Genomic DNA, 14,910 nt, shown 5'->3' with positions numbered 1-14,910 from the left:
CCCGGGGCCAGGGTGCCAGGCTCTTACCAGGGGGCCAACTCGCACAACGTTCGACTCACCCTCCCCGTTCGTGCCTGCTTTTCCAGAACTGCCCGCTTTGTAGACAGAGTTCGCGCCTCCCCCGAGACTGTGCGCATGTTTCCACAGGGATCGGACACGACCGCGCGTTCATGCCTGCGCGCCACTGATCTGGCGCAGGCCGCGGCGGCACTGCACCAGCGGTTTCCCGGGCTGAGCATCACGAGCACGCTCACTGCGGGGGACGACGTCTTCTGGGTGTCCCAGGTGAGGCGCGGGGCGGTACCCCTGTCGGTCGTCGATCTCCTCGGCACGCTCCTCGACTGGCTCACCGGGAAGCAGCGCGAGGGCATCGAGGTGGAGTTCCACACCGAGGGGACCGTCGCGCACGGGCAGCCGCGCGCGGGACAGAGCAAGGGCGTACGGCTGCGGGTGCAGACCAAGGCGCCGCTCTCCAAGGACGACAAGCTGCAACGGCCGTTCTCGCTCAACCAGGTCTACCGGCTGGGCGAGGCAGGGCTCGAGCTCTACCTGGAGGGCGTCGTGGCGCCGCAGTACGGACGCCAGGTCACCCAGCAGTTGTTCGCACACGCACAGGAACTCGGCGTCGCCCGGTTCGCCCTGCTCGCCTCCGCGATCGGTGGCAGCCAGGAAGGTGTCTTCGCCTGGGCCAGGTACGGGTTCGTGCCCCTGCAGGAGTCGTGGGACGACATGCGGCGCTGGGGCCTGACGCGGTTGGACGGGGACCCGGTGGAGCTGCGGCCCCACACCGCGGACCTCCGCGCCATCCTGCTCGACCCCTCACCGAAGGCGCTGCGCCGCCTCGTCCACCGCTCCTGGGAATGGCAGGGTGCCACGGTCACCTTCCTGAACACCGTGCTCGTCTCGCACGTGAACTGGCAGGGAGAGCTCCATCTCGCGGACGAGCCGGGCTGCCGGTGGCTCCGGACGTACGCGGGCCTCCCCAAGGCGTCGGATCAGCTGGGGCGTTTCACCGAACTGCTGCCGGCTCCCTCCGCACACCTCGCCGCGCCCCCGCAGGTGGAACCGGTCCTCGCGGCGGAACCCGAGGAGGACGACAACCCCTTCGGACTGGACGAGGACCAGGAGGTGGCCGCACTGGTCGCGAACATCCACTCTGGCGAGGCCACTCTCGCGGAGGTCGAGGAGGAGTACGGCGAGAAGCGGCCCGGGGTCGTGCTGAAAGTGCGCGCCGCACTGGTCACCTGACCGGGTGACAGGCTGACCGGGCACCGCGCAGCGAGGCTGCCACGGGCGGCGATTTGGACCGCCTCCCGCGCTCCCCGGAGTGAGGGTGCGTGACATGCTGTCACCGTGGTGGTGCTGATCGTGACGGCGGGAAGCTGGGGAGACGTCGCCCCCTACACCGGACTTGGCGTACGGCTGCGCGCCGCGGGCCACGAGGTGGCCGTGGCCACCCATGACCGCTTCCGGGACGACGTGACCGCGCACGGGCTGGGCTTTCGGTCGCTGCCCGTCGACCCGCGGCAGGAGCTGGCCTCCGCGGGCGGTCAGGACCTGGCGCGGGCGCTCAGCCCGCCCGTGGCGATGGCGCGGCTGACGCGCCTGGCCCGGGCGTTCATGCCCCGGCTCGCCACGGGGGTCGCCGACGCCGTGCAGCGCGGGGCCGACGTGGTGCTGAGCTCGACCGTCACCGACCCCTTCTGCGCCACGCTCGGAGAAGCCCTGCGCCTGCCGACCATGGGCGTCTACCTCCAGCCGATCCGGCCCACCGCGGCGTTTCCCCCGATGATCACCGGCGTCCGTTCGCTGGGCTCGACCGGCAACCGGCTCGCCGCCCATGCCCTGTGGGCCGGCACCGACCGGCTCTTCGCCCCGGCCGTCAGCCGGCTGCGCCGCGAACTCGGGCTCCCGCCGCGACGGTTCGGCGGACCACTGGGCCTGCCGCGCGGACGCACCGTCCTGCACGGGTTCAGCCCGCGGATCGTCCCCCGCCCCGCCGACTGGCCCGAGGGGCACCAGGTCTGCGGCTACTGGTGGCCCCGGGCCCGGCCCGGCTGGCAGCCCGATCCGCGCCTGCTGGACTTCCTCGCCGCGGGCCCCGCCCCGGTCTTCGCCGGTTTCGGCAGCTTCGTCGCCGCGGACGCCGAACGGCTGAGTGCTCTGCTGGCCGAGGCCTTCCGGCTGGCGAAGGTACGCGGCATCATCCAGTCCGGATGGAGCGGCTTGCGGAGCGAGAGCGACGACCTGATCACCGTGGAAGAAGTCCCGCACGCCTGGCTGTTCCCCAGAACGTCCGCCGTCATCCATCACGCCGGCGCCGGCACCACCGCCGCCGGACTGCTCGCGGGCACGCCCGCCGTCCCGGTCCCGGTCCAGCTCGACCAGCACTTCTGGGCCGCACGCCTGCACAGGCTCGGGGTCTCCCCGTCCCCGCTGCGCTACCAGCGCCTGACCGCCCGGCGACTGGCCGACGCCATTGTCACCGCCACCCGGAACCCCGCCCTGCGCACCCGCTCCCGCCACCTCGCCGCCGACCTCGCCCTGGAGGACGGCGCGGCGCACGTACTCACCGCATTGGAACGGCTTCCGTAGCCTCGCCGGTCTGCACGCTCCGGCCTCGGCCCGGTAGTGGCGGCGGCACTCCCCGCCACCCCGCTCCCGCCTCCGTACCCGGCCGTTGGTCTACGAGGGCTGCTTCCGCGTCAGCCGCACCACCGTGCTGGCCTGGTCCCGCGCCGGCAGCCCCAACGGCAGCCCGTGCGTGAGCAGGGTCGCCGCGTCGTGTTCGGCGCCGGTCGCGTCGTCCACGTAGACCGCGGCGGGGGAGAGCCCCGCCAGGCGCAGCCGGCGGTCCCGCCCCCAGGCGATGACGACGACCCGGTCACCGGCGAGGTAGGCGACGGCGTCGTCGAGCCGGTGCGCCTCGCCGAACTGAACCACCGGCCTGATCTCCTTGTACTGGGCCACCAGGTCACGGGCCTCGGCGAGTTCGGCGTCGGTCCAGCGGGACAGGTCACCTCCGATGCCCAGGGCGCCGGTCATGGCGATGTGGAAGCGGTAGGAGAGGGGCGCGGCGCGTCCGGTGTGCGGGTTGGGGCTGTCGGTGACCCAGGCGGACATGGTGCGCGCCGGGTAGACCTGGCCGTAGCCGTGCTGGATGGCGATCCGGTCGTCGGCGTCGGTGTTGTCCGAGATCCAGATCTGGTCGGTGTGCGCCAGCATCCCGAGGTCGGCACGGCCGCCCCCGCCCGCGCACCCCTCGACGCGCAGGCCGGGATGGGCGCGGCGGAGCCGGTCGAGCAGCGCGTACACCCCGCGGGTGTGCTCGTACCAGAGCCGCTCGCCGTCGGGGTCGCCCGGCCGGCCGGCCTCGGTGAACGGCCGGTTCATGTCCCACTTCAAGAAATCGACCGCGTACGTGGTGACGAGCCGGTCGAGCCAGGTGAACGCCCACTCGACGACGTCGGCGCGGGCGAAGTCGAGGACGAGCTGGTGGCGCAGCTCGGTGCGGCGCCGGTGCGGCATGTGCAGCACCCAGTCGGGGTGCGCCCGGTACAGCTCGCTGTCCGGGTTGGTCATCTCCGGCTCCACCCACAGGCCGAAGCGCATCCCGAGCCGCCGCACCTCCGCGACGAGCGGGCCGAGCCCGTCGGGGAACCGCTCGGGGTCCGGGTACCAGTCGCCGAGCCCGGCGCGGTCGCTGGTGCGCCGCCCGAACCATCCGTCGTCCACCACGAACAGCTCGACGCCCAGTGCGGCGGCCCGCGCCGCCAGGGCGCTCTGGCCCTCCAGGGTGACGTCCCAGCCGGTCGCCTCCCAGCTGTTGTAGACGACGGGGCGCGGCTCCTCGGGCCGCGGCAGCACCCGCGCCGCGACGTACCGGTGCCAGCCCCGGCTCGTCCCGCCGAAGCCGTCCGCCCTGAACTGGCCCGCGAACACCGGCGTCCGGTGGCTCTGTCCGGGCCGCAGCCGCCAGCTCAGACCCTCGTGTCCGGCGCCGCCCGTGACGGTGAACGGGCCGCCCGCGGGGTCGCGGCTCGCGGTGATCCGCCAACTCCCGGACCAGGCGAGCACCATGCTCCACACCTCGCCGGACCCCTCGTCGGCGGCGCCGGCGTCGACCATCACCCACGGGTTCCCGGCGTGCCCCGAGACGCCGCGCCGGCTGGTGAACACGGTCTCGGCGTACGGGGCCTCGGTCCGCCGGAGCTGTGTCTCGCCGCACCACTGACCCACCGCGTGGCTCACGCGGACCCCGGACCGGGCCGGTACGGACCAGGCCGCGGCGTCGCAGCGCAGGACCTCGATCGGCGCGTCGCTCTCGTCCGTGCCCAAGTGCCGCAGGATCAGGGCGCGTTCGATGACGTCGCTGCCCTCGTGGACCGCGTAGTGCAGGACGCAGCCGAGCGGATAGTGCCGGTCGCGCAGCCGCAGACGCAGCTGCCCGTCCTCCATCTCGTGGCCCTCGTGGACCCATTCGACCCCGCGCGTCCCGTCCGCGTACCGCACCAGCAGCGACGGTACGCCGAACCGCGGGCCCGCCTCGACCCCCACCTCCTCGCCGCCGATCGAGGCGAAGCTGCTGGTGACGCCGTCGTACGTGGGCAGCGCGGCGGCCTGTTCGAGGGTGAGCCGCGCACCCCAGTGGACGTGCCGCGGCGTGTCGTCCTCGCCGACGCGCAGGGCGTAGGAGGAGGCCGGGGTCTTGAGGAGGAAAGTACGGCTGGGCGCGTCGAAGGACACCTGAGACATGGCGAGGAGCCTAGGTCCACCTTCCTCGAATTTACGCCCCCGGACACATCGAGCTGCTCCCTGCCCTGCCCGATGCCTGGGCGGCGTCCGGCGCGCTCAGGGGAGCCGGTGCCCGCGGCGGATTCGTGGTGGACCTGTCCTGGCAGAACGGCCGGGTGCGCGCGGCGACGCTGCGCAGTGTGGGAGGGCGCAGCACCACCGTCACGGCGGGCGGACGCAGGACGACGGTGACGCTGAGGCCGGGGGAGACGGTGAGGCTGACCGAACTCGTCGGCTGAGCGGACCGAGCACGCTCACGTGCCCCGACGGACATCGAACCGGCCGGCCGTGCTCACCGGCACGGCGGCATCGGCGAGCACGTCGTCGATCGTCCTCATCACAACCGAGTCGGGCGAAGCCGGACAGCTCCCGCACGGGACCCGCACCCTCCGTGCCCGCCGCGCGTGCGCAACCCTCACCAGTTCCACTCCAGGATGGTGCTGCGCATCAGACGGGCCGCCGTCGACACATGGCTGTCGGTGGCCCAGAAGAGGGTGAGGGCGCGGCGGCAGTCGGGGCTGTCGACGGCGATCCAGCTCAGGGGGGCGTTGGTGGCGGTACGGCGGGCCATGGCGGGGACGAGGCCGATGCCGAGCCCGGCGCTGATCAGATCGGCGATGGTGACGAGTTCGTCGACTTCGCAGACGATCCTCGGCGTGCGACCGCGGGCGGCGAAGAGCCGGTCGAGGAGCCGGCGCTGCCAGTGCCCCTTGCGGGCCGCGACGAACGGCAGTTCGGCGAGTTCGTCGAGGCCCACGGAGCTCCGGCCGGCCAGCGGGTGGTCGAGCGATGTCGCCACCCCCACCGCCTCGTCGAGCAGTTGGACGGATTCCAGCCCCTCGGCGTCGATCGGCTGCGAGGCGACGCACAGGTCCACGTCCTGGGCCCGCAGACGGCGGGCCATGTCCTCGGCGGCCGTCCACTTGAGCTCGACCTCGACGGTGGGATGGGCCCGCTTGTACGCGGCCAGCGGCCCGGTGAGGGTGAGGAAGGTCTCCGAGGCCACGCGCACGGCACCCGCCCCCTCGCTGACGGCCTCGGCGACGGCGCGGCGGCCCGCGTCGAGCTCGCCGAGGGAGCGTTCGACGTAACGGCGGAAGAGTCTTCCCGTGTCGTTCAGTCGGAGCCGTCCCGAGCGGTCGAAGAGCGGCGTGCCGAGTTCGCTCTCCAGCCGGCCGATCGTGCGGCTCAACGACGGTTGGGCGACGCGCAGTTCGTCGGCCGCGCGGCTGAGGTGTTCCAGCTCTGCCACGACCAGGAACTGCCGGAGCGTGTTCAGGTCCACGGCCCCCTCCTCCGGCTCGTGTCATGCCTCAGGCAACATAACTGTATGGCGATATTGGTCTTGGACAAGATAACTCGCCAGTCATAGCTTCGTGATCGACCCCGAACCGAGCAGACGACAACCTGCGCAGACAGTGAGGAGGACGCCGTGGCCACCGCGACCGACACGCCCCGCCCGGCCCCACCGAGCCCCTCCGGAGCCGCCCACCCGAGGAGAGCCGCCGGCTGGGTGCTGCGGGCGCTCGTCAGCGTGCACCTGGTGGCGATCTTCGGCCAACCCGTGTTCGCCGGTGTGTTCTTGAGCGGGGACTACGACGGCCTGCGCCGGCACGCGATCGGCGCCGACGTCACCACGTCCGTCGGATACGCGCAGCTGATCGCGGCGATCGTGGTCCGGGTCCGGCTGGGTCAGGTCTGGCCCCTCGCGGCCACGTCGACCCTGGTGATCGCCGAGACGGTGCAGTACTTCGCCGGGATGGAGGGGGCTCTGTGGCTGCACCTGCCGCTGGGCGTGCTCACCATCGCCGCGCTCGCCGTGGTGTTCATCGCCGTATGGCGCCGCCCCCTCGACGCGCGGCCCCGCCCCACGCGCAGGCAGCAGCGCAGAGTGCTGGAGCCGGAGAGCAAGGAATCTGACGATGAGTGAGCATGACGAGGGCCGCCCCGGTCGTCCGCGGAGTGTGACCCGACGGCAGGCGTTGGGCATCGGCGGTGCACTCGGAGTGACGGCGGCCACCTGGCTGTCGACCGCCGCCGCACTGGGCCGGCGCCCGGCGGTCACCGGCGAGGAGTTGCGCAGCGCCGTGCCGCTCCCGCCCGCGTTCCAGGTCCCGTTGCCGCTCCCCACGGTCCGGGCGCCGGTCAGCAGGGCGGGTGGCGTCGACCGCTACGAGATCACCCAGCGCGAGGCGACCGTGGAGATACTGCCCGGTGTCCGTACGCCGATGTGGACGTACGGGGGGACCTTCCCCGGGCCGACCATCGAGTCGCGCCGCGGCCGCCCGGTCGCCGTGACCCACCGCAACGAGCTGCCGGTGCCGACGGTGGTGCATCTGCACGGCGGACGAACCCCGGCCGCTGCCGACGGCTACCCGACCGACCTCGTCCTGCCCGGACACTGGCCGGGAACGACACAGACCGGCCGCGGCGCCCACACCATGCACGGCCACGGCGCGGACGGCCCCGACATGGCAGGCCCCGACATGCGTGGCCACGGTGCGGGTGGCCACGACATGACCGGCCACGGCATGGGCGGGCGCGCCATGCAGGGCATGCACGACCCGCGGGCGGTGGTGACCAGGCTGACGCGGGAGTACGCCTTTCCGCTGGACCAGCGGGCGACGTTGCTCTGGTACCACGACCACCGGATGGACTTCACCGCTCCCGCGATATGGCGGGGCCTCGCGGGCCTGCACGTCGTGCGCGACGACGCCGAGGACGCGCTCGGCCTGCCCGCAGGCCCTCGCGAACTGCCTCTCATGATCGCCGACCGCGCGTTCGCCGCCGACGGCACCCTGGACTATCCCGCCCTCGATCCGACCCTGCGCGAACGGCCGGGCGTGCGCGAACCCTACGCCGCCGGAGTCCTCGGTGACGTGATCCTCGTCAACGGAGCCCCATGGCCGGTGCACGAGGTCGACGCGGCCCGCTACCGGCTGCGCGTCCTGAACGCCTCGAACGCCCGGCACTACGCACTGGAGGCGGTCGGCGACGACGGACGACGGCTCGACCTCGTCCAGATCGGCGCCGACCAGGGGCTGCTCGCGGCGCCGGTCACCCACCAGCGGCTGCCGATGGCACCGGCCGAACGGTACGACGTCGTCATCGACTTCGCCGACATCCCGGTGGGCGGCCGCGTCAGAGTCGTGAACCGGCTCGGCTCCGGCCGCACCCGCCAGGTGATGGCCTTCCAGGTGACACGCAAGGTCACCGACCGGAGCCGGGTTCCGCGCGTCCTCTCCGGCGACCTGCCGACCTGGCGCCGCTCGGACGCCACCAGGGTGCGCGAGATCGCGTTCCGCGCCGGGCGGACGGGTGGCGGCCACGGCTGGCTGATCGACGGGAAGCCGTTCGACCCCGCCCGTACCGATGTGACCGTCCGCCACGGCGAGGTCGAGGTGTGGCGCCTGATCGCCGACGTCCACCACCCCGTACACCTGCATCTGGTCGGCTTCCGCGTCCTCACGCGCGGCGGCGGTCCACCCCTGCCCCACGACGCGGGGCTCAAGGACACCATCTCGCTGCGACCGGGCGAAGCGGCGGAGATCATCACCCGCTTCGACGGCTACCGCGGCCGCTATCTCTTCCACTGTCACAACGCCGAACACGAGGACATGGGCATGATGGCCAACCTGGAGATCAGCTGACCGCCCGACCGTGACGGGGAGCGGGCGCTCTGCCGAGGGCAACTGTGCGGGCGGCGCGCGAAGTGGCCCGGACCCCGGGTGTTCCGGGGTGCCGCACCACAGGTGCCGGGCGCCCGCCCGTTCCTCGCTCGTCCGCCCCGGCTCGTCCGTGTGACCGGAGATACGTGTCTACCAGCGCACCGGCAACGCGCGCAGGCTCCGCATGAGGCTGGGGCGCCACCGCGGTGCGCCGTCACCGTCGAAGGCGAGGTGCGGGAAGCGGTCCAGCAGGATACGCAGGGCCACGGTTGCCTCCAGACGGGCCAGTGGGGCGCCCAGACAGTGGTGCAGCCCGTGCCCGAAGGCGAGATGGGCCCGTGTCGCGGCCGGATCGCGGCGGATGTCGAACCGTTCGGGGGCGGGGAAGCGCGCGGGATCGCGGTTGGCGGCGGCGATGGAGAGCACGACGCGTGCGCCGGCCGGAACGCGGACGCCGCCGATTTCGATCGGCTCGGCGGCATAGCGGTACGTACCCGCGGGCGCCGGTGACTCGAAGCGGAGCGTCTCCTCCACGGCGCCCTGGAGCAACCCGGGGTCGGTGCGCAGGGCGGCGAGCTGGCCGGGGTGGGCGAGCAGGAGGTGGACGGCGTTGGCGATGAGGTTGACGGTGGTCTCGTGCCCGGCGACGAGCAGCAGGAAGGCCATGCCGAGCAGTTCCTCCGGGGTGAGCCGGTCGGCGCCCTCCCCGGCGTGGGTACGGACCAGGGCGTGCAGCAGATCGCTCTCCGCCGCGTCCGGCAGCCGCCGCTTCTCCTCCGCCAGTCCCGCGAGGTACCCGGCCATCTCCTGCGAGGCGCGGGCCGACTCCGCCGCGTCGTCGAGGGCGACGACCTTCGTGGACCATGCCCGGAAGGCGGCCCGGTCGGCGTCCGGCACGCCGAGCAGCTCGCAGATGATGGTGAGCGGCAGCGGATAGGCGTACGCGGTGACGAGGTCGGCGCGGCCGTCGGCGGCCACGGTGTCCAGGAGCGCGTCGGCCGCCTCCTGGACACGGGGCCGCAGCGCCTGCACGCGCCGGGCGGTGAACTCGCGGGCCACCAGCGTCCGTAGCCGGGTGTGGTCGGGCGGATCGGCCTGGAGCATGTTGCGGCCCACGGCGTACAGCCCGTCGTCCTCGAAGTCGGCGGAGTGCCGTACGTCGTTGCGCAGCCTGGGGTCGGCGAACGCGGCGCGCACTTCCTCGTGCCCGACCACCATCCACGACTCGTCCCCGGTGGGGAAGCGCACGTGGTGGACGGAGCCGCGGGAGCGCAGCGCGCTGAAGACGGAGTAGGGGTCCGCGACGAAGTCGTCTGTGAGGTCGGCGAGTTGCACGGTGTGGTGCTGGGTGCGCATGGGCGACTCCGAGAGAAGTGGGGATAGCTCCCCGCTTGAGCGTCGGAGTCGACCGTAGCATGATGCGGGGAGTGGTCCCCATTTCCCTGTCGTGGGCACCGCTCAAGCGGGACGGACGGTCGAGGCGGGTCTCAACTCCCCGCCCCGGGGCGGTTGTCCGGCATCTCGCGCACAGGTGGGAGGGGTGATCCGTAACCCCGCGCGCAAGTGGCTAGGCGAGCCGGCCGAAGATGTGGTTGGCCGGAGAGGCGGGGTCGTTCCCGTAGAAGAACTCCGAGACGGCCTTGTGGTACTCGGACCGCGACAGGGCCCCGGAGGAGTCGAGGTCGAGCGCGTCGAACACCTCGGCGCACTCTTCGTCGGCGGCCCGCCCCGTGCTTCCGAAGATGTGGACGAACTCGGTGCGGCTGATCGCGCCGTCACCGTCGCCGTCGGCCAGGTCGAAGAAGCGGTCGGCGACCGGCGCGAGCTCCTCGGGGTAGCGGGCGCGGTCGGTGAAGGTGACGTCGAACGCCCGCGTGAGCTCCGCCGAGGTCACCCTGTCGTCCTTGTCGGCGTCGGCGGGGGCGATCACGGACTCCCAGAATCCGTGCATGGTCTCGTGCATCCGCCGCGCCTGAGGGGAGTCGGGAGCGATGCCCCTGGTCTGAACGTAGCGTTCGCTCATCAGGACGACGTCCTGCCGCGTGATGGCGCTGTCACCGTCGACGTCTGCGGCGCGGAACCACCGCTCGTACTTGCGTGTGCGCAGCTCATTCATAGGCGCACCGTAAATCCGGGTCAGTGGCCCGGCTAGGCCTGTTCCAGGCCAGGGGCTCTCGCGCACCGCACGGGGACCTTGCCGCCCGAACCGCGTCCGACGCACACGTGTGTCGCCGCGTATGAGGCTCGTGGGACGGCCGCTCCCTTCGCCTCTCGCGATGGACCCGGCGGGCCTCAGGGCTGTAGTCGGAGGTACTGGGCCTCACCGTTGCCGAGCGACCAGTCCGCGTTGTGGTTCTCCGTCAGCACGATGAACACGTTGCGCTGTTCGGTACCGGCGTACTCCTCGGCGAGTTCGGCGACGCGCCGGTACAGCGCCTGCTTCTGCGTGTCCGGCCGCCCGGCCCGCAGGGAGATCGCCACGTAGACGATGCCCTCGTCGCGCCGCACGCCGAGGTAGGAGCCGTGGTGCAGCCACCCCTGTTCTCCGTCATGGTTCGTGAGGATCTGGAAGTGGTCCTCGTCGGGGAAGCCCATGGTCTCGCCGAGCGCCTCATGGACGGCCCGCCCCAGCGCTTTCAGTCGGCGGGCGTCGCAGTGCATGGCGTCGATGCGGACGAGTGGCACGGTGCCTCCTGGATCGCTCTGCTGCATGAGGGACGCCATCACTGTACATACCAATAGGTACAGTCGTGGAATGTCACCCCGCTCGAGCCGCGGGCCGGGCGGTGGTTACCTGCGTACGGCTCGACCGGAGGGGCGCTCCTCCTCCCCATGTGACGGCTGCGAGGCAACATGGCGCGGTTCGGGGGTAGTTGACTCGCAGACTGAGCGTGCAAGGGCGCTAGGTGTGCAAGTGAGCGAGGGGGGTGCCGGGTGGAACTGACGATCTCGTCCGCTGTGTTGGCGCGCGGGGACAGCCTGGACGAGCCGTCCGACTGGGCCTTGTTCATCGGGGTTCTCGTGCTGTACCTGGCGATCGGTTACGGTCTTGAGTACCGCGCGAAGCGGCGCGGGGGCGCGGCCCGGCCGGCGAAGGCCGCGGTGAGAGGGCTGTTCTCCGAGCGGGACGGCGTCGATCCTGGGCAGCGCTTCACCAGCCGGATGGTGATGCTGGCGGGTGCGCTGGCGGCGGGCGGGACCGGTTATCTCACCCGCGACGCGCCGACCGCCGTGCGGGCGGTGGCGGTGGGCCTGGTCCTGGTTGGCGGCATCTTCGGGTGGGCCTACTTCGACCACCGCACGGAGCCGCGCGACGAGTCGTGACTCCGCCGGGCGGCCATGCACGCCGGTACCGCAACGCCGCCCGCGACGCACCGGCCCTGCCCTCGTACGGCTACCGCCGGATGGCGTGTAGCGCTGGATAATTGCCACACCTTCGTTTCCCTGCCCTGGTCGTCTTGTTGAGCTGAACGAGTGGGGGCGAGGGGTGGGGTGGACGACAAGGCGTGAGACCTGGGCTCCGGTCCTGGCCGAGCCCAGGTTCAGCCACGTGATCATTCTGGCCGTCCGGTTGCCGCGCCGGGCGACACCGGCCTGTTGACCGGAGTACGGGAGGACACGCCGGGCGGGAGCGCATCCCCGCTCAGGCGTCGACGGCTTCTACGACTGGGCGGTGGCGTCGGACCGCCGCTCTGCCAGGATGCAACCGGTTCCCGCCCGGAGCCGGCCGGGTGGTCAGCCCAGTGCGGGACGTGTGCGGCGTGCGGTGTGTGCGGGCCGCCCGACTGCGGCGTACCAGACCAGGGCCGCACATATGAAGGCCGTCGCCGCGGAGACCAGTGACCTTGTGAGGGTGTCGGGCCGTGCGCCGGAAACGAGGGCGACGATCAGTGCCAGCGCCAGGGCGATGACATGCAGCGCACGAGGGCTCCGCGTGGCGCCTGGCGCGGCGGCCGGCGGCAGCAGCCAGGTTGCGAGGCCGTGACAGGCACAGGCGAGCAAGGTGGCTCCCAGCACTTCGCTGGGCCGGTGGCCGCCCATGGTCGCGGTGGCGGCGGCGATGCAGGCGAGCCACAGCACACCGGCCGTGGTGACGTAGGGGCGGGTGCGGGGGGAAACCACGAGGGCGGCGGCGAGGGTCAGCGCGGCGGGGATGACCGTGTGCCCGCTGGGAAAACCCTGATCAAGGAGGTTCTCGGGCGCGCCCACCAGATCGGGGCGGGGCACGGTCGATTTGAACACCTCCTTGGCTCCGATCGCGAGAATGGCGACCCCCAGCGCCGCGAACCCCTGCCGCCAGCACCGTCGCACCAGGGTGAGGAGCACGATGACGGCCAGGCCCGCCATCACGGTGGGCGTGGCGCTCAGTTCCAGCGGCGGCAGGGGCGTCGAGCCGTAGACCGATCCTGACAGGGGGTAGATCCATGCTGCTTCGCCACCCTGTATGCCGAGGTAGAACCACGGGTTCTCAGCTCGTTGCCCCCACGGGGTGCAGATGGCGAGCAGGTAGACCGTCAGGAACCCCAGGGTGTACAGCAGGGCCGGCATCCACGGCCGCGTCGTACACGACGGGCTGGTGTCGTCGGGGGCCTCGGGGGCCTGCCCTGAGGCCCCCGGACGGTACGCGGGCAGGGACGGAGAATCGTGCTGAGTCATCGCTCTGTTTCTTCCGTTGGGGGGGGAGTTCGGTCACGCACGTGTTGCGGCACGACGTGGGCCTCCGGGCTCGGTCGGCCCACCGGGGGTCCGCTCCTATTCGGCGAGTGCCTGCCCCTGTCGGCGCTGGGCGGCGATCGCCAGGGCGGGGAGGGGTGCGATCAGCAGGATGAGGACGACCAGGTCCGGAAAGGACTGCATGAACGCGTCCGGACGGACGACGATCGCCTGCGTGCGGACGATCGCGACCGCCGCGACGGCGATCAGCCACCGGCGGTCGCCGGTGGCGGCCGTCGCCGCCCACGCGGCGATCAGCGCGGCGACTTCGAGGGCGAACAGACCGCGCTGGAAGGTCGGACTGACGGAGATGATGTGCAGGCCCCCGGCCACGAACATGGCGAGCAGGACAGGGACCAGCCAGCGGTACGAGCGGCGTCGCAGACGGCTGGGACGGCAGAGCGCCAGCACGGCACATGCGACGCCCAGCGTCCCCGAGAGCACCAGGTCACGGGCCGTTATCGGGGCGCCAAGACCGTAGTAGCCCAGGCCCGCCTTGCCCTCGTCGCCGAAGAGGATGCGGCCGTGGGACGTGGCGCCGGCCCAGATCATGGCTGCCGCGGCCGGCAGCGCGATCCACGCTCTGCCACGCAGCAGGGCGATCAGGCAGCCAAGCGGGAGCAGCCCGTAAGGCAGCAGCCGTATCCGCGTGGGACCTTCGGCCCACGGGTACCAGCCGGAGAAGCGGAAGGCGATGGCGTGCTGTCCGGGGTCGATACGCAGTGCCCAGTGCCACACATCCTGCAAGTACGGAACCAGTGCCAGCGCGGCGAGGGCCAGGGCGGCCAGATGGATGCCGTCCAGCCACCACGGACGGGCCGTGTCGTCGACGACGGCACAGGCGCGGGCCTGCACCCCGGCGCGCACCAGGGCGGCAACTTCCCGCGGAGGGGGCCAGGAGCGGCCGGGATACGCCTCGGACAGGCAGGCCAGCACCTCCTCTCCCTGCCGGGAACGGTAGGGCTCGGGATAGGCCGCAAGCAGCAGACGGTTCATGCCGGGGCCGCTCCGGCATCCCGCGAGCGTCCGAGGACGACGGCCGCCGCCTGCTGCATCCGCAGCGCCTCCCGGCCGAGCGCCTCGGTGCCGTCCTCGGTGAGCCGGTAGTAGCGCCGCGCCCGCCCGTCCACGATCTCCTCATGGCCGGCGGCCACCAGCCCGGCCCGCTCCATCCGCTCCAGCGCGCCGTAGAGAGTGCCGACAGCGATCCGGAGCCGCCCGTCGGTGGTCTGCTCGGCAGCCTTGATGATGCCGTAACCGTGCAACGGACCATCCATGAGTGCGGCAAGGATGAAGTACTGCGGTTCCGTCAAGGGAGGATTCTGTTTGGGCATGCATCGAGCATATATCGAGCTACGAAATATATCTGCCAGCCCTGGGTGATCAACGGCGGCACCTCCACGCCCGCGGCGAGCGTCACCCTGTCCCGGCCGGCGGGCGCTCTACACCCGCCCGTACGGGGCCGGCACCTGTTCGCTGCCTATGACCTGGCCAAGGGCAAGCTTCGTGCTCGACAACTTGAGCAGGGCAGCATGATCCGTCGCTACAGCACCTGGGGAAACAAGCACGCCGCCGACGAACGTCTCCGCGAGGTCGTGAACAGGGCGAACGTTGCCTGATGCGGCGGTAGTTACTCAGCGCTACACGCCACCTGGCGGTAGTTGTACGAGAACAGGGCCGCACCGACGGCCTCGACCGGGCCGTCGGTCTCGTCCCGCGTGTCCGGGCGGGCCCG

At 71.9% G+C, this 14,910-nt stretch carries 13 protein-coding genes and 2 pseudogenes; 7 read left to right on the top strand and 8 right to left on the bottom strand.

All coding sequences use genetic code 11. The features are described 5' to 3' along the window. The first annotated feature begins 135 nt into the window (after positions 1-135). Positions 136-1,248 carry a hypothetical protein gene (locus tag ACZ45E_RS12705; RefSeq protein WP_468219819.1) on the top strand — a complete coding sequence of 371 codons (1,113 nt, stop codon included), beginning with the start codon at positions 136-138 and terminating at the stop codon, positions 1,246-1,248. A 105-nt stretch (positions 1,249-1,353) separates the two neighbouring features. After that, the gene (locus tag ACZ45E_RS12700; RefSeq protein ID WP_468219816.1) at positions 1,354-2,595 is read left to right on the top strand and encodes a glycosyltransferase; all 1,242 of its coding nucleotides are present in this window, start codon (positions 1,354-1,356) and stop codon (positions 2,593-2,595) included. 90 nt (positions 2,596-2,685) lie between these two features. On the opposite strand, the gene ACZ45E_RS12695 is transcribed toward ACZ45E_RS12700, so the two are convergent. Continuing rightward, entirely contained in the window at positions 2,686-4,755 is a 2,070-nt protein-coding gene (locus ACZ45E_RS12695; protein ID WP_468219814.1) for an alpha-galactosidase, read from the bottom strand. 38 nt (positions 4,756-4,793) lie between these two features. Here ACZ45E_RS12695 and ACZ45E_RS12690 point away from each other — a divergent pair. Beyond that, positions 4,794-5,033 (top strand): annotated as a pseudogene (locus ACZ45E_RS12690) (glycoside hydrolase family 95-like protein); the annotation flags it as partial. Between the two features lie 176 nt (positions 5,034-5,209). On the opposite strand, the gene ACZ45E_RS12685 reads toward ACZ45E_RS12690, so the two are convergent. After that, complete coding sequence (locus tag ACZ45E_RS12685; RefSeq protein WP_468219812.1) at positions 5,210-6,079, bottom strand: LysR family transcriptional regulator; 870 nt, start codon at positions 6,077-6,079, stop codon at positions 5,210-5,212. Between the two features lie 147 nt (positions 6,080-6,226). Here ACZ45E_RS12685 and ACZ45E_RS12680 point away from each other — a divergent pair, with 147 nt between their 5' ends. Further along, entirely contained in the window at positions 6,227-6,724 is a 498-nt protein-coding gene (locus ACZ45E_RS12680) for a hypothetical protein (RefSeq protein ID WP_468219809.1), read from the top strand. After that, positions 6,717-8,444 carry a multicopper oxidase family protein gene (locus tag ACZ45E_RS12675; RefSeq protein ID WP_468219807.1) on the top strand — a complete coding sequence of 576 codons (1,728 nt, stop codon included), beginning with the start codon at positions 6,717-6,719 and terminating at the stop codon, positions 8,442-8,444. Before ACZ45E_RS12680 ends, ACZ45E_RS12675 begins: the two co-directional genes overlap by 8 nt. A gap of 168 nt (positions 8,445-8,612) precedes the next feature. Here ACZ45E_RS12675 and ACZ45E_RS12670 read toward each other — a convergent pair whose 3' ends face one another. The 3 genes from ACZ45E_RS12670 to ACZ45E_RS12660 all read right to left on the bottom strand — a co-directional run bounded on the left by ACZ45E_RS12670 (position 8,613) and on the right by ACZ45E_RS12660 (position 11,147). Continuing rightward, positions 8,613-9,818 carry a cytochrome P450 family protein gene (locus ACZ45E_RS12670; RefSeq protein ID WP_468219804.1) on the bottom strand — a complete coding sequence of 402 codons (1,206 nt, stop codon included), beginning with the start codon at positions 9,816-9,818 and terminating at the stop codon, positions 8,613-8,615. Positions 9,819-10,029: 211 nt separating this feature from the next. Then, on the bottom strand, positions 10,030-10,578 hold the full coding sequence (locus tag ACZ45E_RS12665) for an EF-hand domain-containing protein (protein WP_468219802.1): 549 nt from the start codon (positions 10,576-10,578) through the stop codon (positions 10,030-10,032). A 176-nt stretch (positions 10,579-10,754) separates the two neighbouring features. Continuing rightward, entirely contained in the window at positions 10,755-11,147 is a 393-nt protein-coding gene (locus tag ACZ45E_RS12660; RefSeq protein ID WP_468219799.1) for a tautomerase family protein, read from the bottom strand. A gap of 249 nt (positions 11,148-11,396) precedes the next feature. Here ACZ45E_RS12660 and ACZ45E_RS12655 point away from each other — a divergent pair, with 249 nt between their 5' ends. Next, complete coding sequence (locus tag ACZ45E_RS12655; RefSeq protein WP_468219797.1) at positions 11,397-11,786, top strand: hypothetical protein; 390 nt, start codon at positions 11,397-11,399, stop codon at positions 11,784-11,786. 411 nt (positions 11,787-12,197) lie between these two features. Here ACZ45E_RS12655 and ACZ45E_RS12650 read toward each other — a convergent pair whose 3' ends face one another. From ACZ45E_RS12650 to ACZ45E_RS12640, 3 genes are all read right to left on the bottom strand, one after another. Beyond that, the gene (locus ACZ45E_RS12650) at positions 12,198-13,118 is read right to left on the bottom strand and encodes a phosphatase PAP2 family protein (RefSeq protein WP_468219795.1); all 921 of its coding nucleotides are present in this window, start codon (positions 13,116-13,118) and stop codon (positions 12,198-12,200) included. Between the two features lie 96 nt (positions 13,119-13,214). After that, positions 13,215-14,171, bottom strand: coding sequence for a hypothetical protein (locus ACZ45E_RS12645; protein WP_468219792.1), 957 nt, complete (start codon positions 14,169-14,171; stop codon positions 13,215-13,217). Then, positions 14,168-14,509, bottom strand: a complete 342-nt coding sequence (locus ACZ45E_RS12640; RefSeq protein ID WP_468219790.1) for a PadR family transcriptional regulator — start codon at positions 14,507-14,509, stop codon at positions 14,168-14,170. The genes ACZ45E_RS12645 and ACZ45E_RS12640 overlap by 4 nt, the downstream gene beginning before the upstream one ends. Before the next feature lie 186 nt (positions 14,510-14,695). Between ACZ45E_RS12640 and ACZ45E_RS12635 the strand changes: the two are divergent. Next, positions 14,696-14,794, top strand: a pseudogene (locus ACZ45E_RS12635) (transposase); the annotation flags it as partial. Between the last annotated feature and the right edge of the window lie 116 nt (positions 14,795-14,910).

The sequence above is a fragment of the Streptomyces sp. NPDC030991 genome (assembly GCF_055571235.1).
Note: the sequence above shows the minus strand (reverse complement) of the source record. Positions and strands in the feature narration are given on the sequence as shown.